Below are 20794 nucleotides of genomic sequence, written 5' to 3'. Positions count from 1 at the left end.
CGGGCACGTCTAAGACCAGGCAGCTACATCCAGGCGACATGCAAAAGGAGGGGCACCCGCAGGTGTCCCTCCTTTTGCGCTGGATCCAGTTGAAGCTAGTGGCCGGCAGTGCTGCTCGGCGTGGGCGTCTCGGCCGCAGGTGCCGTCTCAGGCGACGTCGCCGCGTCCGTGGCGGTCGGCTCCGGCGTCGGCAGGTACTTCTTGTAGTCGGCGATCGTGCCGTCCATGACCGGAACCTTGAACTTGGCGTCCTGGCTGGTGCCGTCCTCGGAGATGGTCACCTCGGCCACGGATCCCGGCTTGGCGCCGGCGGCGCTCAGGATCGCCGGGGCGGTGGAGTCGCTGAGCAGGGTGTAGGACTTCTGCTTGACCGGAACTTCGGCCTGCGATCCCGCCGCGCCCTTGATGGTCAGCACAACGTCCTTGGAGGACGTGTTGTACACGGCGCCGATCACGCGGCCCGGCTTGTCCTCGCCGTCGGCGACGATGATGAAGTTGCGCAGCTCCAGCGCTCCGAGATCAGTGCGGGTTCCGTCGGATGCCGAGTACTGCTCCGAGGTCTGCTGGGGGTTGATGTAGCCACAGCCGGTCACGGACAGCAGGCCAATGCCCAGTGCAGCCGTAGCCATTGCCAGCTTGCCGCGCTGGCCCCGGTTCATCGCAGTGAAACGCACGTCACGCACTCCTTGAGAGTCTTGGAACATTATTCAGCCATAGCCTATCCGCAATCGGCCTCAAACAAGGACTCGGCGCCTACACATAAGCGCGCAGACGCGTGCCACTCCCCGCGGCCGGAGCTCGCTTGGCGGGGGCCGGAAACCTCTTGGCAGTTAAGGCCAAAGGCACTATTATCCGCATTCGTCAAGGGGTTTGAGGGGGTGGATTGAGGCCATTTTCCCCGGATTCATGCGGTTCTCGGCACCTTTCGATGCCAGTTGTATGCCTTAATCGTGATAAACTGGTCTGCGGGAAAGGGGAATGTCCACATGGTTTTTGAGGTCGGCGAGACAGTAGTTTACCCTCACCACGGTGCAGCGAAAATTGAAGAAATCAAGATGCGCACTGTCAAGGGCGAAGAGAAGATGTATCTCAAGCTCAAGGTGGCTCAGGGTGATCTGACCATTGAAGTTCCAGCAGAAAACGTTGACCTGGTTGGGGTTCGGGACGTAGTGGGCAAAGAAGGCTTGGAGCACGTGTTCGATGTGCTGCGGGCCGAGTTCACTGAGGAACCCACCAACTGGTCACGTCGTTACAAGGCAAACCTGGAAAAGCTTGCTTCCGGTGACGTCATCAAGGTAGCAGAGGTCGTCCGCGACCTCTGGCGCCGTGATCACGACCGGGGTCTCTCCGCCGGAGAGAAGCGCATGCTGGCCAAGGCCCGCCAGATCCTGATTTCGGAACTGGCACTGGCTGAGAAGACTGATGAAGAGAAGGCCGCAAGCGTTCTCGACGAGGTCCTGGCTTCCTAGCACAGGGCCGGCCCCAGCAGGGCCGGTGCAGATAAGAATCGAACCCCGGTGGCCTCCGGCCGCCGGGGCTTCTTTTTGCCTTTTTTCAACCGCCGCCCCCGGTTGCGCTATCACTCGGGTCCCTCTGAGCGTGGCAGGGTCATATGGTCGCAGCCACAACTGATAGGGCAACGGGATAGTCGAGGGCGCGGGGACGTAGTCTTGTGCGCATGGATACTGCACCGACGAATACGTCACCAGCCGGTCCCGCCACCGCGGTCATTGTTGTGGCTGCCGGTTCCGGCCAGCGGCTTGGCTATGGCATGCCGAAAGCAAAAGTGCCTCTAGGTGGGGACAGTATCCTCACCCACGCCCTGCGCGGCGTTGCAGCCGCCGGGATCGCGCAGCAGATCTGCGTTGCGATCCCCCCGGGGGACACCGAGCTGCGGGCGCTGTGCGAGGCCTTCGCGCAAGAGCTTGAGGCGGTGCACGGCCTCACGGCGCCGGGCCACGGCGTCCAGGTCCCGGTCGTCACAGTGGTCGACGGCGGTGCGAACCGCGCCGATTCTGTCCGCGCCGCGATGGCCGCCCTCCTGCCTGATACTGAATCAGTTCTGGTCCACGATGCCGCCCGGGCATTGGTGCCAGAGGCCGTTTTTCACCGGGTGGCAGCGGCGCTTGGCGCCGGTGCCTCGGCCGTCATTCCGGTGATTCCGGTGGTCGATACGGTCAAGACCGTCGAGCCGACCACCGGCGACGGCGCAGCGGTGGCCCCCGAGCTGGTCACCGGGACGGCGCCGCGGGAGTCGCTCCGTGCCGTGCAGACGCCGCAGGGATTCGCCTTCGCCACCCTCAAACGCGCCCACGAGGCTGCCGCGGGGTTCGACGCCGGCCAGGCCGCCCTCGTCACGGACGATGCCATGCTCGTGGAGCTGATCGGTGTCCCCGTCCACGCCGTGCGCGGCGCCAGCCAGTCGCTGAAGATCACCACGCCCCTGGACCTGATTCTGGCCGAAGGGCTCCTCGAGGGCCCCCTGGGTGTGCGCTGGGTGGAGGGATGAGCGTGTCCACCAACGCGCCGCTGATCCCTAGGACCGGGATCGGGATCGATGTCCATGCCTTCGCCGCAGACGACAAGCCGCAGCCGTTGTGGCTCGGTGGCCTCTTCTGGGAGGGGGAACGGGGACTCTCCGGCCACTCCGACGGCGACCCCGTGGCGCACGCCGCAGCCGACGCGCTTTTCTCGGCCTGCGGGATCGGGGACCTCGGCACGCATTTCGGTACGGACCGGCCCGAGTATGCCGGAGCGTCCGGCGTGACCCTGCTGGCCGAGGCCGCCAAGATTGTTCGCGCCCACGGGTTTGAAATCGGCAATATCGCCGTTCAGTTCGTGGCCAACCGGCCCAAATTCGGCCCGCGGCGGGAGGAATCCCAGCGGGTCCTCAGCGACGCTGCCGCAGCGCCGGTCAGCGTCACGGCAACCACGAGCGACGGACTCGGATTTACCGGCCGGGGCGAGGGGATCTCGGCCGTCGCAACAGCGCTTGTCTACCCGGCCGGCTAGCCACCGCAGCCTAAACACTTTGAACACTGGCGGCCCCGGTCCCCTACGCTTGAGGGGCAAGACCCGACCGTTACCTCCCGTTCCGAATCGCCAGGAGACCCGCCGTGAAAAAGCTGTTGACCGCCGTCGTACTCGTGGCAGGGACCATGCTGAGTGGCTGTGCCGGCTCGACGACGGCACCTAGCGCCACACCAAAGATGAGTGTCGAGGAGAGCTGCAAGTTCCTCAACACCGACACCTTCGTGCCCTCCGGGAGCGCGAAGGAGCAGGCCGGCCAGATTGGCCAGCATTACCAGGAAGTTGCTGACAAGGTGGCGCCGGAAGTGGGCGCCCCCATCCAGCAGATGGCCGACGTCATGAAGCAGGTTGCGGCGAGTCCCACGGGAACCAAGACCGCCGAACAGACAGCCAAGCTCACGGAGCAGATCAACAAGATTGGGCAATACTGCAAGTAGGTTGCCGGACCGGAGGCCCCCCGGACTCCGGGCCTGTCGCCAGCCGGTATAGCCGCTGGATAGCCGTTGGTGAGCCGCGAGTAAGGCCGCGGAGCGCCATCGGCTAATCTGGAGCGGTGACCCTGCGCTTTTACGACACTGCATCCGCCGAAGTCCGCGACTTCGTCCCCCTGGTACCTGGCAACGTGAGCCTGTACTACTGCGGAGCCACCGTGCAGGGCATGCCACATGTCGGCCACATCCGCTCGGCCATCGCCTTCGACCAGCTGACCCGCTGGCTGCAGTACCGCGGCTTCCGCGTGACGGCGGTCCGCAACGTCACCGACATCGACGACAAAATCCTCGCCAAGTCCGCCGCGTCCTTCGACCCCGATTTTGAGGACGAGCCCGGTGCGCTGCGCAACGAGGAATGGTGGGCCCTGGCCTACCGCTACGAGCAGGAATTCCTCAAGGCCTACGACACCCTGGGCGTCTCCCGCCCCACCTATGAGCCCCGCGCCACCGGCCATATCCCGGAAATGCACGCCCTCATCCAGCAGCTGATCGACCGCGGCCACGCCTACCCGGCCCTCGACGACTCCGGCGACGTCTACTTCGACGTGCGTTCCTGGTCCAAGTACGGCACGCTGACGCGGCAAAAACTCGACGACATGCAGGGTGCCCCGGACGCGGACCCGCGCGGCAAGAAGGACCCCCGGGACTTCGCGCTGTGGAAGGGCTACAAGGACGGGGAACCGACGACCGCGAGCTGGGCCTCCCCGTGGGGCCCCGGCCGCCCGGGCTGGCACCTCGAATGCTCCGCGATGGTCACCAAGTACCTCGGCACCGAGTTCGACATCCACGGCGGCGGACTGGACCTGCGCTTCCCGCACCACGAGAACGAAATGGCACAGTCCCAGGCGGCCGGCCACGGGTTCGCCAACTTCTGGATGCACAACGGCATGGTCACCTATGCCGGCGAGAAGATGTCCAAGTCCATCGGCAACACCGTCAGCCCGGCGGAAATGCTCGAACTCGCCCCTCCGCGCGTTGTCCGGTATTACCTCGGGCAGGCACAGTACCGCTCGGTTCTGGACTATCAGCCGACGTCGCTGCAGGAGGCCGCCGCCGCCGTCGAACGGATCGACGGCTTCCTCACCCGTGCCGGCCGGATCCTCCCCGACGCGGGAACGGAGACGTCCGCAGCTTCCGTCCCGGAGGCTTTTGCTTCGGCCATGGACGATGACCTGAACGTCCCGCAGGCCCTGGCGGCGCTCCACGAAACCGTCCGGGCCGGCAACACGGCCCTCACCGACGGGGACCTCGACGCCGCGGGGCAGGCACTCGCGAGCGTCACCGCCATGGTGGAGGTCCTCGGCCTCAACGCCACCACGACGCCGGCGGCCGACGAACACGCCAACACCGCCCTCGGCGTCCTGGTCGAGGCGCAGCTGGCGGCGCGTGCAGACGCCCGGGCAGCCAAAGACTGGGCGGCGTCCGACGCCATCCGGGACACCCTGACCGCAGCCGGCGTCGTGGTTGAAGACGGTCCGGACGGGGCGAGCTGGAGCCTCAAGCGCGGCTGAACCTCGTTGCCGGCGGCCGGTGAAGCGAGCCGCCGTCGTCCCCTCCGGTCGAGGATTTTACTCGAGTCAGTAGACTGGAGGTCAGACTTATCAACGAATCGCGTATTTAAAGGGTGAAACTCATGGCCAACAACGGTCGCCGCTCGGTCAAATTGAAGAAGGGCCCCTCCGTCGGAACCGGCGGTCACGGTCGCAAGGCACTTGAGGGCAAGGGCCCCACGCCGAAGGCGGAGGACCGCCCCTATCACAAGGCGTTCAAGAACAAGCAGCTCTCGGAGCGATCCGAGGCCAAGCGCGCCAGTGGCAGCCGCACTACCAGCGCCGCCGCCCGCACCGGCCGCTCCGGTCCCAAGGGTCGCGCCACGGAAGAAGTTGTCACCGGACGCAACTCCGTGGTCGAAGCCCTGCGCGCCGGCATCCCGGCCAAGGCCCTGCACGTCGCCGTCCGCATCGAAATGGACGACCGCGTCAAGGAATCCCTGAAGCTCGCCGCCGAACGCGGCATCCCGCTGATGGAAACCGGCAAGCCCGAGCTCGATCGCATGACCGACGACGCCATCCACCAGGGCCTCGTGCTGCAAATCCCGCCGTACGAGTACCAGGACGCCTACGAGCTCGCCGAGGAAACTCTGGAGTCCTGGAAAAAGGGCCACGTATCCAACGCTCCGCTCTTCGTTGCCCTCGACGGCATCACCGATCCCCGCAACTTGGGCGCGATCATCCGCTCCGTCTCGGCCTTCAGCGGCCACGGCGTCATCGTCCCGGAGCGCCGCTCCGTTGGCGTCACCGCCTCAGCCTGGAAGACCAGCGCCGGCGCGGCGGTCCGCGTCCCCGTCGCACGCGCGGCCAACCTGAACAACACGCTCAAGGCCTTCAAGAACATGGGCATTTACGTCCTGGGCCTCGACGGCGACGGCGACGTCTCGCTGCCCGCACTCGCCCTGGCCACCGAACCGGTATGCATCGTCGTAGGGTCTGAGGGCAAGGGCTTGAGCCGCCTGGTCCGCGAAAACTGCGACCAGATCGTCTCGATCCCGATCGACTCCGCCATGGAATCCTTGAACGCCTCCATGGCAGTGGGCATCTCCCTCTACGAAATCTCCCGCCAGCGCGCCGCGGAGTAGTCCCAGCTTCGTTGGGGCTATGTCACCTTTCGCGCCGTACGGAACGCTCCCTCACATCTCGTGGGGGAGCGTCGCCGTTTAACGCGAAAACGGCCAACAGCAACGCGGGGTCACTTCGCGCCCATCCTGAGGCCTCGGATGGGCGCGATCTGACCCCGCGTTGCTGTTGGCATCGTCCCTCGGCTACTTGCTTGTCGTGGTGGCGTTTTGCCGTCGGTCGGGAGCGCCGTTGGTCCTCTAAGTACTACAGCGCGGGGTGGGCTGAATTCGAGCGGGCGCCGGGGTCCTGCAAAGGAGCGCATCGCCGACCAGAGCCGGATGAGGCCGCCCAGCGGCCGAAGTAGGCGTCGGGAGGTGTCTAAGCGACGGCAGGGCACCGGTGTCCGCGGGTGGTGACCAGAAAAGTGGTGACCACAACCAGACGCCTCGGCCTAGAAAATCGGGCGGCTTAGAACTTATGCCGGTTGGCTAGGACCGGGAGTTTGGCGCGGGCTTCCTTGACGGCGGCGGTGTCGAGGTCGGTGAATAGCAGGCCCGGGGCGCCGTCGAGCTGGCCCAGGATGTCGCCCATGGGGGAGATCACCACGGAGTGCCCGACGCCGGTAGGGGCGGAACCCTTGACCGGGAGGCCCTGGCTGGCGGGATCGCCCTGGCCACAGGCGAGGACAAAGGTCGTTGAGTCCAGGGCGCGGGAACGGGCCAGGAGCTTCCACTGGTCGGCCTTGCCGGGGCCCGATCCCCACGAGGCGCACACAATGTTCACGTCGGCACCGCGATCCGCGTTTTCCGTGAACAGGTTCGGGAAACGGACGTCGTAGCAGGTGGCGAGGCCGAACGTCACGCCGTCGAGCTCGAAGGTGACGGGGGCGGTGCCGGCGTCAACCGTGTCCGACTCGGCGAAACCGAAGGCATCGAACAGGTGGATTTTGTCGTAGCTGGCCTCGAGGCCGGGGCCGGTGACCAGCAAGGTGTTGCGCACCTTAGCGCCATTGCCGGCAGTCCCAGGGGTGAACATGCCCGCGATGATCACGATGCCGAGTTCCGCGGCGAGGGCGCGCACGCGGGCAGCCCACGGACCGTCCAGCCGTTCCGCGATGTCCAGGAGCGAATTGCCGAAGGCCCGCATGGTCGCTTCCGGGAACACCACCAGGTCCGCGCCGCCGGCCTTGGCCTGGCGCGCGTAGGAGTCCACGAGGGCCAGGTTCGCGGCCAGATCGCGGCCGGTGATGATTTGGGCTAGTGCAACGCGCACATTTACCTCCAAGTCGGCGCTTCATTACAGTATGCAGTGCGGCGGTCCGTACACTGCAAAACGTCATGAAAACGAAAACGGGGGCCACTTGTCCGGCCCGGCTAAGCTTTAAGCAATGGTTATGTCTTACATAGATACCGCTTCCACCGTAGACGCTTCGCGGGCGTTTCCGCTGGGGATCAGCACTCCGCACACCGGATCACCGGCAGTGGACGATCCCCGGGGTGAGTGCGCCAACGTGGCCGTCTACGCGCCCGGCGTGGCCACCTTGGAGATTGCGTATCAGGCACCGGGGGGCACCTGGCAGGTAAAGACCCTGCCCAATTACACCGACGGCGTGCACCACGGCATTGTGGAGGGCATTCCCGCCGGTTCGCGCTACGGCTTCCGGGCTTCGCCGGAACACGAGGCCCTCCCGCTGTCCATGCCCTCCACAGATTTTGATGGTGTCGGCGAGCAACCGTTGCTGATGGACCCCTATGGCCGGGGCGTCGACGAACGTGAGGGCCTGATCACCAGCGTCCGGGTCGGCGACGACTTTGACTGGGGGCTGGACCGCAGCCCGCGCGTCCCATGGCGCAACACGATCGTCTACGAGGCCCACGTGAAGGGCCAGACGAAGCTGCACCCGGATATTCCGGAGGAACTGCAGGGGACGTACGCCGGGATGGCCCACCCGGCCATGATCGAGCACCTGGTCTCCCTGGGTGTCACGGCCATCCAACTGCTGCCCGTCCATTTCCATGTGGACGAGCCTCACCTGCAGCAGCTTGGGCTGACGAACTACTGGGGCTACAACACAGCCGCCTTCTTTGCCCCGCACCCCGGTTACGCCACCGCGGCCGCCCAGGCCGCCGGTGCCCGCGCAGTCCAGGACGAGTTCAAGGGCATGGTCAAGCTGCTGCACGCCGCCGGGCTCGAGGTCATCCTCGACGTCGTGTACAACCACACCGCCGAGGGCGGCACGGACGGTCCCACCCTGAACTTCCGCGGCCTGGGCGAGATGCAGTACTACCGCAACGACGGCCACGGCAAGTATGTGGACACCACAGGCTGCGGCAACAGCCTGAACTTTGGCGAACCCCGCGTGGTGCAGCTGGTGCTGGACTCCCTGCGCTACTGGGTGAGCGAGTTCCACATCGACGGCTTCCGCTTCGACCTGGCCGTCACGCTATGCCGGAACAGCGCCAACGAATTCGATCCGCGGCACCCCTTCCTCGTCGCGGTGGGCGCCGATCCTGTCCTGTCCGGGGTCAAGCTGATTGCCGAACCCTGGGACGTCGGCTACGGCGGCTGGCAGACCGGCCGGTTTCCGGCCGGGTGGGTGGACTGGAACGACCACTTCCGCGACGCCGTCCGCAGCTTCTGGCTCGCCGACCGCGCCGCGATCGACGGCGGCGGTAGCGGCGGTCCGGTGGCGCGCCTCGCGGACGCTCTCTCTGGTTCCGCCCGGCTGTTCGAGTCCTCGGGCCGGACCCGGCTTGCCTCGCTGAACCTGATCACAGCCCACGATGGCTTCACTCTGGCCGACCTAACCGCCTACGACCGCAAGCACAACGAGGCCAACGGCGAGCAGAACCGGGACGGCCACGGCGACAATCGAAGCTACAACCACGGCTTCGAGGGCCCCACCGAAGACGTCGATATCCTCGCCAGGCGCGCCCAAAGCCGGCGTAACCTGATGGCCTGCCTGATGATTTCCCAAGGCGTACCCATGATCACCGCCGGGGACGAGATCGGCCGGACCCAGCACGGCAACAACAACGCCTACTGCCAGGACAATGCGATTACCTGGATCGACTGGACCAGCACCACGGAATCCCATGCGATGCTGCGCACCACCAAGCGCGTCATCCGGCTACGCAAGGAGTTCCTGGCCAGCCAGCCGCATGATTACCCTGCGCGAGACAAGCAGTCCTACTTCCACTGGTTCGATGTGGACGGCAAGCCGATGTCAGCGGACACGTGGCATGACCCCGGCCACCGGGTGATCCAGCTCCTGCTCGGCTCCGACGATGGGCACGTGGACGGCCTCGTGGTGGTCAACGGCGGCGCCGACGATGTCAAGGTCACGTTGCCGCAGCTGAGGAACGAGGACGGAACTGGGCACCGGCTCTTCGAGCTTCGCGTGACCACCTCCGAACTCCATGACCGGCGTCAGGGCGCCCGCGTTGCCTCCGGTGAACGGGACCTCGTCCAGGCCAACACGATCAATATCTACCGCACGTAATTATTTCGAGATTAAGGACCCCATGAAGATTTATTCGGCCGAGACCTGGACCATCGAAGAACTCACGGCCCAAATCGGCGACGCCGGCCGCCGCGCCTTGGTGGTCCCCGCCGCTGATACCAAGCAAGGGGTCCTGGACAGGTTCGGCGAACTTCTGGACATTCCCGATGAGTACGGCACCGACCTGGATGCCCTGCACGATTCGCTGCACGACGTCGCGGATGCGGTGACGGACGACGGCGAGGCCCCTGTCACCTTCATCTGGCAGGTGCCTGCCGCCTTCCGCGCAGATCTCTCGTTTGCAGTCATCTGCGAAACGCTGCAGGACGCCGAAGGCTATGCCGGCAAGAGCCTGGACGTCATCGCCGTCTGCCTTTAGAGGACATCAGGCGTTGACGATCAGGCCCAGTTCCGCCTTGGAGGCCAGCGCCTCATTCTTGGGGAGCACGCGCACGGTGTAGCCGAAGGACCCCGAACGGTCGATCACCAGCGTGCCGCTGAAGAGATGCCGGCCCTTGCCGAGGTCCTCGGCGGCCTTCAGCTCCGCGACCGTGATGTCCGTCAGCTCGTCCGTGTCCCCGGCCCGGCCGTAGGCCACTTCAACATAGACGTCGTCCGGGGAGAGCTCACGCAGGGCAACGTACGCATTGACCTGCAGCAGATCGCCGATCTGCGGGTCCTCGGAAACCCCCACAGAGTCGACGTGTTCCACCTGGATCTGCGGCCACGCGGTCCGGATCCGGGACGTCCACGCCGCCAGCGCCTTGGCCTGCGCGTAGTTGTCCGCCACGGCGTGGCGTCCCGCGATTGCGGCGGGCCGGTACAGCACATTGACGTAGTCCCGGAGCATCCGTTCCGCGGAGACCGCCGGGCCAAGGTGGGACATGGTGTGCTTGATCATGGACACCCAGTGGGTGGGAACCTTCTGCGGGCCGGGCTGGGACGGTCCGGCGGCTCCGGCCTCGGCGGACACGGTCAGCCCGTAGAACCGCGGTGCCACCTGCGTCTCGAGCAGCTCGTACAGTGCCGCCGCCTCGATGTCGTCACGTTCTTCGGGGGAGGCGTCGTTGTTGGCCGTCGGGATCGCCCAGCCGTTCTCGCCGTCGTACATCTCATCCCACCAGCCGTCCATGACGGAGAGGTTCAGCGAACCGTTCAGGGCAGCCTTCATGCCGGACGTTCCGCAGGCCTCCAGCGGGCGCAGCGGGTTGTTCAGCCACACATCGCAGCCGGGGAACAGGGTCCGGGCCATGGCGATGTCGTAGTTGGGCAGGAACGCGATCCGGTGCCGCACGGCGGGGTCGTCGGTGAACCGGACCAGGTCCTGGATCATCTTTTTGCCGGCGTCGTCGGCCGGGTGCGACTTCCCGGCGATGACCAGCTGGATGGGGTGCGTCTTGTGCAGCAGCAGCGCCTTGAGGCGCTCGGGATCCCGCAGCATCAGGGTCAGCCGCTTGTACGTCGGCACGCGGCGGGCAAAGCCAATGGTCAGGATGTCCGGGTCCAGGACGGAGTCCGTCCAGGCCAGCTCGGCGTCGGCCGCGCCGCGCTTCTTCCAGGCTGCCCGGAGCCGGCGCCGGACATCTTCGACCAGGGACACCCGCATCTCGCGCCGCAATGCCCACAGGTCCTCGTCGGTGACGTTGTACGCCAGGTCCCAGCGGCCCTGCGCCTCCGCCTCGGCGCCGAACTGGTCCCGCGCCAACGCCGAGATCCGGGGGTCCACCCAGGTGGGGACATGCACGCCGTTGGTGACGGAGGTGATGGGGATTTCGGAGTGGTCGAAGCCCGGCCATAGGGCCGAGAACATTCCACGGGAGACTACGCCGTGCAGTTTGGCCACACCGTTGGCCCGCTGGGCCAGCCGCAGTCCCATGACGGCCATGTTGAACACGAACGGGTTGCCGTCGGCGAAGTCTTCCCGGCCCAGGTCCAGGATCTTTGCCACCGGGACGTCCGGGGCGAGGCCGGCCTCGAAGAAGTGCTGGATCTGGGAAATCTCGAAGCGGTCGATCCCCGCGGGGACCGGCGTGTGGGTGGTGAAGACCGTGGACGCGCGCCCGGCGGCCAGAGCTTCCTCCCAGCTCAACGGCGCCGTGCCGGACATCAATTCCTGGATCCGCTCGACGCCAAGGAACCCGGCGTGGCCCTCGTTGGTGTGGAACACCTCCGGCGCGGGGACGCCCGTGAGCCGCTGGAACTCGCGCAGCGCCTTGACCCCGCCCATGCCCAGCAGGAGTTCCTGCTGGAGCCGGTGGTCACCGCCGCCGCCGTACAGACGGTCGGTGATGCCGCGGGCGGCTTCGTCGTTGCCCGGAACGTTGGAGTCCAGAAGCAGCAGCGGAACGCGCCCGACGTCGGCCCGCCACACGTGCGCCAGCAGGCGGCGGCCCTGAGGGAGGGGCAGGGAGATCTGGATCGGTTTGCCGTTGCCGTCCGGGGCGGCCTCGCGCAGGAGCGTCAGGGGCAGACCGTCCGGGTCGAGGACCGGGTACGTTTCCTGCTGCCAAGCGTCCCGGGAGAGCGACTGCTTAAAGTAGCCGGCCTGGTAGAGGAGACCGACGCCGATTAGCGGGACGCCAAGATCCGAGGCCGCTTTCAGGTGGTCGCCGGCCAGGATGCCAAGGCCGCCGGAGTACTGGGGCAGGACTTCGGTGATGCCGAATTCGGGCGAGAAGTAGGCGATGCATGCCGGGGCGCCGTCGCCCAGGCCCTGGTACCAGCGCGGCTGTTCCAGGTACCGGTCGAGGTCGTCGGCCGCGGCATGGACCCGCTGAACCACATCCTGGTCCGCCGCGAGCCGCTGCAGCTCTTCCCGGCTGACCAGGCCCAGGAAAGTCACGGGGTCGTGGGCGCTCTCCGCCCAGATCCCGGGGTTGAGCCCCTCAAAAAGCTCCCGGGTGGGCCGGTGCCAGGACCACCGGAGATTGGTGGCGAGCCGGGCCAGCGGCCGGATCGACTCCGGGAGAACGGTTCGAACAGTAAATCTGCGGATTGCCTTCACCAGCGAAACACTAACGGACAAGTCGTTGCCCCGGAACGACTTTAAGATTCTTTCCCGTAAATGACGGTTATGGGTCCGCCAGAACCGGAAACGTCCCAAAAAGGTTCGGGGGCTTAGCATTCTGGCCGTTTTGTAGATAACGTCGAGCCTGTGACAAATAACTCGCGAACCAGTGCCGTGTCCAAGCAAAAGCCCAAGGCCCTGATCACGGATGGCCTGCGATTTGGCCGCTTTCCGATCACCGCCGTGCAGCCTTCGGTAGAGGGCGGAAAGTTCCCCGCCAAAGCCGTCGAGGGCCAAACCATTGTCGTGGGAGCCACAGCGTTCCGGGAGGGACACGATCAGCTCGGCGTCAGCGCCGTTTTGCTCGACCCCCGTGGCAAAGAGCGGCAGCGAGTCCGCCTCGCACCGCCGCGCGGACCACGAGGGATGGGCACGGACCGCTGGGAAGGCCTCTTGACCCCGCCCGCCACCGGCAACTGGTCCTTCGTCATCGAAGCCTGGCACGACCGCTACGGCACTTGGCACCACAACGCCGAGGTCAAGGTGGAAGCCGGCATCGACGTCGAGCTGATGCTGGCCGAAGGCGCCGCACTGCTGGCGGAGGCCTCCGAGGACGCCTCGCGCCCCTCCGGTGACCGCAGAACGCTGCGGATGGCCGTCGTCGTCCTCTCCGATACTTCCCGGTCACCCGAGGAGCGCCTCGCCGCCGGCTTCGGCGCCGACGTCGCTGCCGTGGTGGAACGCCAGCCCATCCGGGAATTTGTGACGGTTTCAGAGCCCTACCCGCTGCTGGTGGAGCGTGCGCTGGCCGGGTCCGGCTCCTGGTACGAATTCTTTCCGCGTTCCGAAGGCGCCGTGCGCAACCACGAGACGGGGGAATGGACCTCCGGTAACTTCCGCACGGCAGCGCGGCGCCTCGACGCCGTCGCCGCCATGGGTTTTGACATCATCTATATGCCGCCGATCCACCCGATCGGTGTCCAGCACCGCAAGGGACCGAATAACACCCTGATCGCCGGGCCGCACGATCCCGGCTCGCCGTGGGCCATCGGGTCCCACGAGGGCGGCCATGACGCCATCCACCCGGATCTGGGCACCTTCGAGGACTTCGACGCCTTCGTGGCCCGGGCCGGCGAACTGGGACTGGAAGTGGCCTTGGACCTGGCGCTGCAGGCAGCGCCGGACCACCCATGGGTGCAAAGCAACCCGGAATGGTTCACCACCCGCGTCGATGGCACTATTGCGTACGCGGAGAATCCGCCGAAGAAATACCAGGACATTTTCCCGCTGAATTTCGACAACGACCCCGCCGGGCTGTCCAACGAAATTTTCCGGATCGTGATGCTCTGGGTCAGCCACGGCGTCAAGATCTTCCGGGTGGATAATCCGCACACCAAACCCGTGTGGTTCTGGGAATGGCTGATCGCCAAGGTCAACAAGAAGCACCCCGACGTCGTGTTCCTGGCCGAGGCATTCACCCGCCCGGCCATGATGCACGCTCTTGGCCGGGCCGGCTTCCAGCAGTCCTACACGTACTTCACCTGGCGGAACACCAAGGAGGAACTGGAGACGTACTTCCAGGAGGTCAGCCACGAATCGGCGGCCTACTTCCGGCCGAATTTCTTCGTCAACACCCCTGACATCCTCACCGAATACCTGCAGTTCGGCGGCCCGGCGGCCTTCAAGATCCGTGCCGCCCTGGCCGCGACGGCGAGCCCCATCTGGGGCGTCTACGCCGGCTTTGAGCTCTACGAACACGTGGCACGTCCCGGCGCCGAGGAGTACATCGACAACGAAAAGTTTGAGTACAAGTCCCGCGACTGGGACGCGGCGGCCGAATCCGGACGCAGCCTGGCTCCGTACCTGACCCGGCTCAACGCAATCCGCCGCGCGCACCCGGCCCTCGGGGACCTGCAGAACCTGACGGTGCACCAGAGCTCGGACACTTCCACCGTGGTGTACTCCAAGCACAAGACCCTCCCGGACGGGACCAAGGACACCTTGATCGTCGTGGTCAACGTGGACCCGCACGGCACCCGGGAGAGCACCGTATCCCTGGATTTGCCGGCGCTGGAACTGGACCCGGAGAACTTCACCCACAACGGCCGCTTCATGGTTGATGACCTGCTGACCGGCGAGAGTTGGGAATGGGGGGAGTACAACTACGTCCGCCTGGACCCGCACGTCGAGCCCGTTCACGTTCTTAGCATCCGGAGGTAGTGCCAGTGAGTTTCAGCCCGCAGAACCCGAGCCAGCACTTCAGCCCGAGGGGGAGCTTTGAACTGAACGCTCCAGGGCTCCAGCACGATCCCCTCTGGTACCGCAAGGCGGTCTTCTACGAGGTGCTCGTCCGGGGCTTCGCCGACGGCAACGGAGACGGCTCGGGCGATTTCCACGGCCTGATCGACAAGCTGGACTACCTGCAGTGGCTGGGGGTGGACTGCCTCTGGCTCCCGCCGTTCTTCCAGTCACCGCTGCGCGACGGCGGCTACGACATCTCAGACTACAACTCCGTGCTGGACGAGTTTGGCACCATCAGCGACTTCAAACGGCTCGTGGCGGAGGCGCATGCCCGGGGCGTCCGGGTGATCATCGACCTCCCGCTGAACCACACCTCCGACCAGCACCCGTGGTTCCAGGAGTCGCGCAAGGACCCCGACGGCCCGTTCGGCGATTTCTATGTCTGGAGCGACACGGACGAGAAGTATGAAGACGCCCGCATCATCTTCGTGGACACGGAGGAATCCAACTGGACCTTCGACCCCATCCGCCGGCAGTTCTTCTGGCACCGGTTCTTCAGCCACCAGCCCGACCTCAACTTCGAGAACCCCAAGGTCATCGACGCGCTCTTCGACGTCGTGCGGTTCTGGCTGGACCAGGGCATCGACGGCTTCCGGGCCGACGCCATTCCCTACCTGTTCGAGGAAGAGGGCACCAACTGCGAGAACCTGCCCCAGACCCACGAATTCCTGCGCCAGTTGCGCCGGATGGTCGATGAAAGCTATCCGGGCCGGGTAATCATTGCTGAGGCCAACCAGCCTCCCGCGGAGGTGGTGGAGTACTTCGGCACCGAAGAGGAACCGGAGTGCCACATGGCGTTCCACTTCCCGATCATGCCGCGCCTCTACTACGCGCTGCGTGACCAGAAGGCGGCCCCCATCATCGAGACGATGAAGGACACGCCGGACATCCCCGAAGGCGCCCAGTGGGGAACGTTCTTGCGCAACCACGACGAACTGACGCTGGAAATGGTCACCTCCGATGAGCGCGCCGCGATGCTCGGCTGGTACGCGCCGGATCCGCGCATGCGCGCCAACATCGGTATCCGACGCAGGCTGGCTCCGCTGCTGGATAACTCCCGCTCCGAAATTGAGCTCATCAATGCCCTGCTGCTGTCCCTGCCGGGCAGCCCGTTCCTGTACTACGGGGACGAGATCGGCATGGGGGACAACATCTGGCTCGAGGACCGCGACGCCGTCCGCACGCCGATGCAATGGAACCCGGACCGAAACGCCGGGTTCTCCGCCGCCGACCCCGGCAAGCTGTACCTGCCAGTGATCCAGTCGCTGGTCTACAACTACAGCATGGCGAATGTGGAGGCCGAGGCAGCCCATTCCGGTTCACTCCTGCGCTGGACCCGGCAGATCCTGAGCGTCCGCAAGAACCACCCCGCCTTCGGGCTGGGCGGATTCAAGCACGTGGAGGCTGACCACGACGTCGTCCTCGCTTACCTGCGTGAGCTCCCGGAAGGCAACGCCGCCGGGGCGGACGCTGAGACCATTCTGTGCGCCTTCAACCTCTCCCAGCATCCCGTCGCGACCACGCTGCGCGTGCCAAGCTTTGCCGGCAGGGGCCTCCGGGACGTCTTCGGCGGCCAGGCGTTCCCGGGCATTGGCGAGGACGGAACCCTGACACTGACCCTGGGCAGCCACGATTTCTTCTGGCTGCGGATCCGGTCCGCCGCCTCCAACCCGGCATCACCGTTCACGCAGGCGATGCCCGTCCTGTCCATTGAGGGTTGAGATGACTCGACCAGCACTTGCCCCGGCCCTGAGCGGACTGCTTGGCGCCTGGCTGCCGCGCCAGCGATGGTTCCCCGTCAAGACTGCCGAGTTCACCTTCGAGCCGGCGGGCAGCCTGCGCCTGGAGACCGCCTCGGACGAGGGTGTCCCCGGCGGGGCAGCCTTTGAGGTGTTGCTCGTTGCGGTGTCCTACCCCACTCCCGGGGGCAGCCGGACCGACATCGTCCAGGTGCCGCTCAGTTTCCGGCCGGAACCCCTGCCGGGGGCAGAGCGCGCGTTGATCGGCGAACTTCCCGGCAGCCGTGCTGATGCCGCGCACCGGTGGGTCTACGACGGCGTCCATGACGCCGCCTTCGTCGCCGCCTGGCTCGAGCTCATGCGTCACGGCGTGAGCACGCCGTCGGGGAATGCCACCGGCCACCTGGTGGAGTCCGGCTACCGCCTGCCGTTCGCGACGGGCAAGGTCAAGGTGCTCGCCGGCGAGCAATCGAACAGTTCAGTGATAGTCGACGACGGCGGCTCGGCCGCCATCGTGAAGTTCTTCCGTGTGCTCTCGGAAGGCCAGAACCCCGAGGTTGAAATCGGTGCCGCGCTGACCGCAGGGCGCACCGAGGAGGTCCCGGCAACCCTTGGCTGGGTAACCGGTGAGTGGGAGACTCCGGCGGCCGCCCTCGTGACGGAACCGTCGGGCACCGCCCGACCTGCCCGCGGCGAACTCGCTGTTGCGCACGAATTCCTCGCCGGCGGGCTCGATGCCTGGGGGCTCGCCGTGGACGCGGCCAGCCGGGGAACCGGGTTCACAGCCGAAGCCCACGCGCTGGGCGCCGCAACAGCCACCGTGCACCGGAGGCTTGCCGAGGCACTGGGTACAGCCGCCGAAACTGCGCCGGGGCAGGACATCGCTCCGGGAGTAGCCCAGCGTGTCCGCGAGTCCTGGGCCCAGGCGTCCAACGCCGTCGGGCCGTACGAGGAAGCGCTGGACGCTCTCCTCGGCCGGCTCGAAGGCACCAGTGCCGGACCGCTCCAGCGGATCCACGGCGACCTCCATCTCGGGCAGATCCTGCAGGTTCCGGCCAGTACTGTCCCGGCCAGCACCGTCCCGGGCGAGCCCGGGGCCGCGCCGCGCTGGGCCATTCTCGACTTCGAGGGCGAGCCTCTGCGCCCCATCTCGGAACGCAACTTCCCTGACGTCCCCCTTCGCGATGTCGTGGGCATGCTGCGGTCCTTCGACTACGCCGCCGGCGCCGCCGTCCGCGAAAATCCCGGTGCCGTGGTGCCGGGAACCTGGGTGGATGACTGCGCCGAGGCCTTCCTGGCCGGCTACGCCGAAGTCATCCCCGGCAGCATCGACCGCGACTCGCCGCTCTTTGTGGCGCTGTGGCTCGACAAAGCCCTCTACGAAGTCATCTACGAATTAAGGAACAGGCCGGACTGGCTCCCCATTCCGGTGAATGCATCGCGTCGTCTCCTCGGTAGTACAGGTTCCGGCGTCGCCGCCGAAGCCGCAGCGGAAGGTATAAAAATGACAGGATCAGCACGTATCGATCGGCCCGGCGCACCACTGCCCGTGGACGGCGAGACCCTTGCGAGGGTCTCCAGCGGCGAACACCACGCGCCCCACTCGGTCCTGGGCGCCCACCTTGACGACCACGGCCACGTCACGATCCGGACAGTCAAGCACCTGGCGGAAGAAGTTTCTGTCGTGACGTCGGCGGGCACCACGCCCATGACGCACGAATCGGGCGGCGTGTGGGTGGCCGTGATGGAACCGCTCGAGCACGGCCACGTGCCGGATTACCGGCTCGAAGTGACGTACAAGGACCACGAGCCGCAGGTCATGGACGAGCCCTACCGCTACCTGCCGACCATTGGCGAAGTGGACCTTCACCTGATCGGTGAGGGCCGGCACGAACGCCTGTGGGATGTGCTGGGCGCGCATGTCCAGCACTACAAGTCCTCGCTGGGCGACGTCGACGGCGTGTCCTTCGCCGTCTGGGCCCCGAACGCTCAGGCAGTGCGCGTCAAGGGCGACTTCAACGGCTGGGACGGCCGCGAACACTCCATGCGCTCCCTGGGTTCCACCGGCGTGTGGGAAGTCTTCATCCCGGGGGTTGTAGCAGGGGCGTGCTATAAGTTTGAACTGCGGACACGGCATGGATACTGGGTGGAAAAGGCGGACCCGCTGGCATTCGGGACCGAGGTCCCCCCGCTGACGGCATCCCGCGTGGTTGAGCCCTCCTATGTCTTCAAGGACGCCGAGTGGATGGACGCCCGCGCTGCCCGCGATCCGCACAACTCGCCCATGAGCGTCTACGAGGTCCACCTCGGCTCGTGGCGGGTGGGACTGGGCTACAAGGAACTGGCCAAGGAACTGGTCGAATACGTCAAGTGGCTGGGCTTCACCCACGTGGAATTCATGCCCGTTGCCGAGCACCCCTTCGGCGGCTCGTGGGGCTACCAGGTCACCTCCTACTTCGCACCGACCTCGCGCTTCGGGCACCCGGACGAATTCCGCCACCTCGTCGACGAACTCCACCAGGCCGGGATAGGCGTCCTCCTGGACTGGGTCCCGGCGCACTTCCCGAAGGACGAATGGGCTCTGGCCCGGTTCGACGGCGAAGCCCTCTACGAGCACGCCGATCCGAACCTGGGCGAACACCCGGACTGGGGCACGCTGATCTTCGACTTCGGCCGCACGGAGGTGCGCAACTTCCTGGTGGCCAATGCGCTGTACTGGCTCGAGGAGTTCCACATCGACGGACTGCGCGTGGACGCCGTCGCCTCCATGCTGTACCTCGACTACTCGCGCGAAGAGGGGCAATGGCAGCCAAACCGCTATGGCGGCCGCGAAAACCTAGAAGCGATCTCCTTCCTCCAGGAGGTCAACGCCACCGTCTACAAGACCCACCCTGGCGCGGTCATGATCGCCGAGGAATCCACCGCATTCCCCGGCGTCACCGCCCCCACGAGCGGCGGCGGCCTGGGCTTCGGCCTCAAGTGGAACATGGGCTGGATGCACGACTCGCTCAAGTACATGGCCGAGGACCCGTACAACCGCCGGTGGCACCACGGCACCATCACGTTCTCGATGGTCTATGCCTTCACGGAAAACTTCCTCCTGCCGATCAGCCACGACGAAGTTGTGCACGGTAAGGGCTCCATGCTGCGCAAGATGCCCGGTGACCGGTGGCAGCAGCTGGCAAACCTGCGCGCCTTCCTGGGATATCAGTGGGCCCACCCGGGCAAGCAGCTGATCTTCATGGGCACAGAATTCGGCCAGGAAGCGGAATGGTCGGAGCAGTACGGCCTGGACTGGTGGCTGGCGGACATCCCGGCACACAAGGGCATGCAGCTGCTGACCAAGGACCTCAACGAGCTCTACCGTTCCACGCCGGCCCTGTACGAGCAGGACAACCAACCCGAAGGCTTCCAGTGGATCAACGGGGGAGACTCGGACCGCAACGTGCTGACGTTCATCCGCCGCGATGCGGACGGCAACCCGCTTGTCTGCGCGGTGAACTTCTCCGGCGGCCCGCACACGGACTACCTCCTGGGTGTTCCGGCGGCCGGCGAATGGCAGGAAGTGCTCAACACCGACGCCGCCAGCTACGGCGGTTCCGGGGTGGGGAACGCCGGCACCCTGATTGCAACGAAGGACGCCCTCGACGGGCAGCCGGCCGCACTCGTCGTGACCCTGCCTCCGCTCGGGGCGGCGTACTTCAAGCCGCTGGGCTAGGGGGAGCGCCCGGGTAACCGGGCGGGTGGCGCCGAAGCAGGTCCGTAGAGGCCCGGAATCCGCGTGATTCCGGGCTTTTCTGCACCCTCTTCCAGGCTGCTTTGTCAGCCACGCGAAGTGGTGGTAGAGTTTATTTCCGCGCTGCTCCCCGGAGTTGAACGGCCACAAAAACCCAGAAGCCAATGGCAAGCTGAGTTTGGAACGCCGATTTGACTAGGGTGAAGCGGCCGGGTAAGTTTGACAAGTTGCTCCGGAGCGATCCTTGACTGTAGTGGTTGTGGTGGTGCCGGGTGTGTCTGTTGTTTGAGAACTCAATAGTGTGCCAAGTTTGTTGATACCAATTTATTGTATTGAATTGGTTGAATTGACCAGGTTGCGCCATCCCGTGGTG

Annotated in this window: 14 protein-coding genes; 11 read left to right on the top strand and 3 right to left on the bottom strand. The window is 65.9% G+C overall.

Translation table 11 applies throughout. The features are described 5' to 3' along the window. Window positions 1–95: 95 nt before the first annotated feature. Window positions 96–659, bottom strand: a complete 564-nt coding sequence (locus tag AC1DKQ_RS19020) for a hypothetical protein (RefSeq protein WP_476919856.1) — start codon at window positions 657–659, stop codon at window positions 96–98. 327 nt (window positions 660–986) lie between these two features. Between AC1DKQ_RS19020 and AC1DKQ_RS19015 the strand changes: the two genes are divergently transcribed. The 6 genes from AC1DKQ_RS19015 (at window position 987) to rlmB (ending at window position 6156) form a co-directional block, all read left to right on the top strand. After that, window positions 987–1469, top strand: a complete 483-nt coding sequence (locus AC1DKQ_RS19015; protein ID WP_026266570.1) for a CarD family transcriptional regulator — start codon at window positions 987–989, stop codon at window positions 1467–1469. Between the two features lie 209 nt (window positions 1470–1678). Continuing rightward, window positions 1679–2509, top strand: coding sequence for a 2-C-methyl-D-erythritol 4-phosphate cytidylyltransferase (gene ispD / locus AC1DKQ_RS19010; RefSeq protein ID WP_476919837.1), 831 nt, complete (start codon window positions 1679–1681; stop codon window positions 2507–2509). After that, window positions 2506–3012, top strand: coding sequence for a 2-C-methyl-D-erythritol 2,4-cyclodiphosphate synthase (ispF, locus tag AC1DKQ_RS19005; RefSeq protein WP_476919836.1), 507 nt, complete (start codon window positions 2506–2508; stop codon window positions 3010–3012). The genes ispD and ispF overlap by 4 nt, the downstream gene beginning before the upstream one ends. A 104-nt stretch (window positions 3013–3116) precedes the next feature. Then, window positions 3117–3467: a hypothetical protein gene (locus tag AC1DKQ_RS19000; RefSeq protein WP_476919835.1), complete on the top strand. Its 351-nt coding sequence runs from the start codon at window positions 3117–3119 to the stop codon at window positions 3465–3467. A gap of 116 nt (window positions 3468–3583) precedes the next feature. After that, entirely contained in the window at window positions 3584–5032 is a 1449-nt protein-coding gene (gene cysS / locus AC1DKQ_RS18995) for a cysteine--tRNA ligase (protein ID WP_476886111.1), read from the top strand. 122 nt (window positions 5033–5154) lie between these two features. Then, window positions 5155–6156: a 23S rRNA (guanosine(2251)-2'-O)-methyltransferase RlmB gene (gene rlmB / locus AC1DKQ_RS18990; RefSeq protein WP_476886110.1), complete on the top strand. Its 1002-nt coding sequence runs from the start codon at window positions 5155–5157 to the stop codon at window positions 6154–6156. A 448-nt stretch (window positions 6157–6604) separates the two neighbouring features. Here the strand turns inward: rlmB and AC1DKQ_RS18985 are convergent, their stop codons facing one another. Then, window positions 6605–7408, bottom strand: a complete 804-nt coding sequence (locus tag AC1DKQ_RS18985; RefSeq protein WP_476886109.1) for a carbon-nitrogen hydrolase family protein — start codon at window positions 7406–7408, stop codon at window positions 6605–6607. Window positions 7409–7523: 115 nt separating this feature from the next. Here AC1DKQ_RS18985 and glgX point away from each other — a divergent pair, with 115 nt between their 5' ends. Both glgX and AC1DKQ_RS18975 read left to right on the top strand, forming a co-directional pair. Next, window positions 7524–9638, top strand: a complete 2115-nt coding sequence (glgX, locus tag AC1DKQ_RS18980) for a glycogen debranching protein GlgX (protein WP_476886108.1) — start codon at window positions 7524–7526, stop codon at window positions 9636–9638. Window positions 9639–9660: 22 nt separating this feature from the next. Beyond that, complete coding sequence (locus AC1DKQ_RS18975) at window positions 9661–10017, top strand: barstar family protein (RefSeq protein ID WP_476886107.1); 357 nt, start codon at window positions 9661–9663, stop codon at window positions 10015–10017. Between the two features lie 6 nt (window positions 10018–10023). Here AC1DKQ_RS18975 and glgP read toward each other — a convergent pair whose 3' ends face one another. After that, the gene (gene glgP, locus AC1DKQ_RS18970) at window positions 10024–12642 is read right to left on the bottom strand and encodes an alpha-glucan family phosphorylase (RefSeq protein WP_476886106.1); all 2619 of its coding nucleotides are present in this window, start codon (window positions 12640–12642) and stop codon (window positions 10024–10026) included. Between the two features lie 150 nt (window positions 12643–12792). Here glgP and AC1DKQ_RS18965 point away from each other — a divergent pair, with 150 nt between their 5' ends. From AC1DKQ_RS18965 to AC1DKQ_RS18955, 3 genes are read left to right on the top strand one after another with little or no spacing between them, the layout of a single operon-like run. Further along, window positions 12793–14865, top strand: a complete 2073-nt coding sequence (locus AC1DKQ_RS18965) for an alpha-1,4-glucan--maltose-1-phosphate maltosyltransferase (protein WP_476919834.1) — start codon at window positions 12793–12795, stop codon at window positions 14863–14865. A gap of 5 nt (window positions 14866–14870) precedes the next feature. Next, a complete protein-coding gene (treS, locus tag AC1DKQ_RS18960) occupies window positions 14871–16667 on the top strand; it encodes a maltose alpha-D-glucosyltransferase (RefSeq protein WP_277526480.1) in 1797 nt (598 codons plus the stop codon). A gap of 1 nt (window position 16668) precedes the next feature. Continuing rightward, window positions 16669–20403: a 1,4-alpha-glucan branching enzyme gene (locus AC1DKQ_RS18955; RefSeq protein WP_476919833.1), complete on the top strand. Its 3735-nt coding sequence runs from the start codon at window positions 16669–16671 to the stop codon at window positions 20401–20403. Window positions 20404–20794 lie beyond the last annotated feature (391 nt).

The organism is Arthrobacter sp. 05L421, from assembly GCF_056397785.1.
This window is presented reverse-complemented; position numbering and strand designations above follow the sequence as displayed.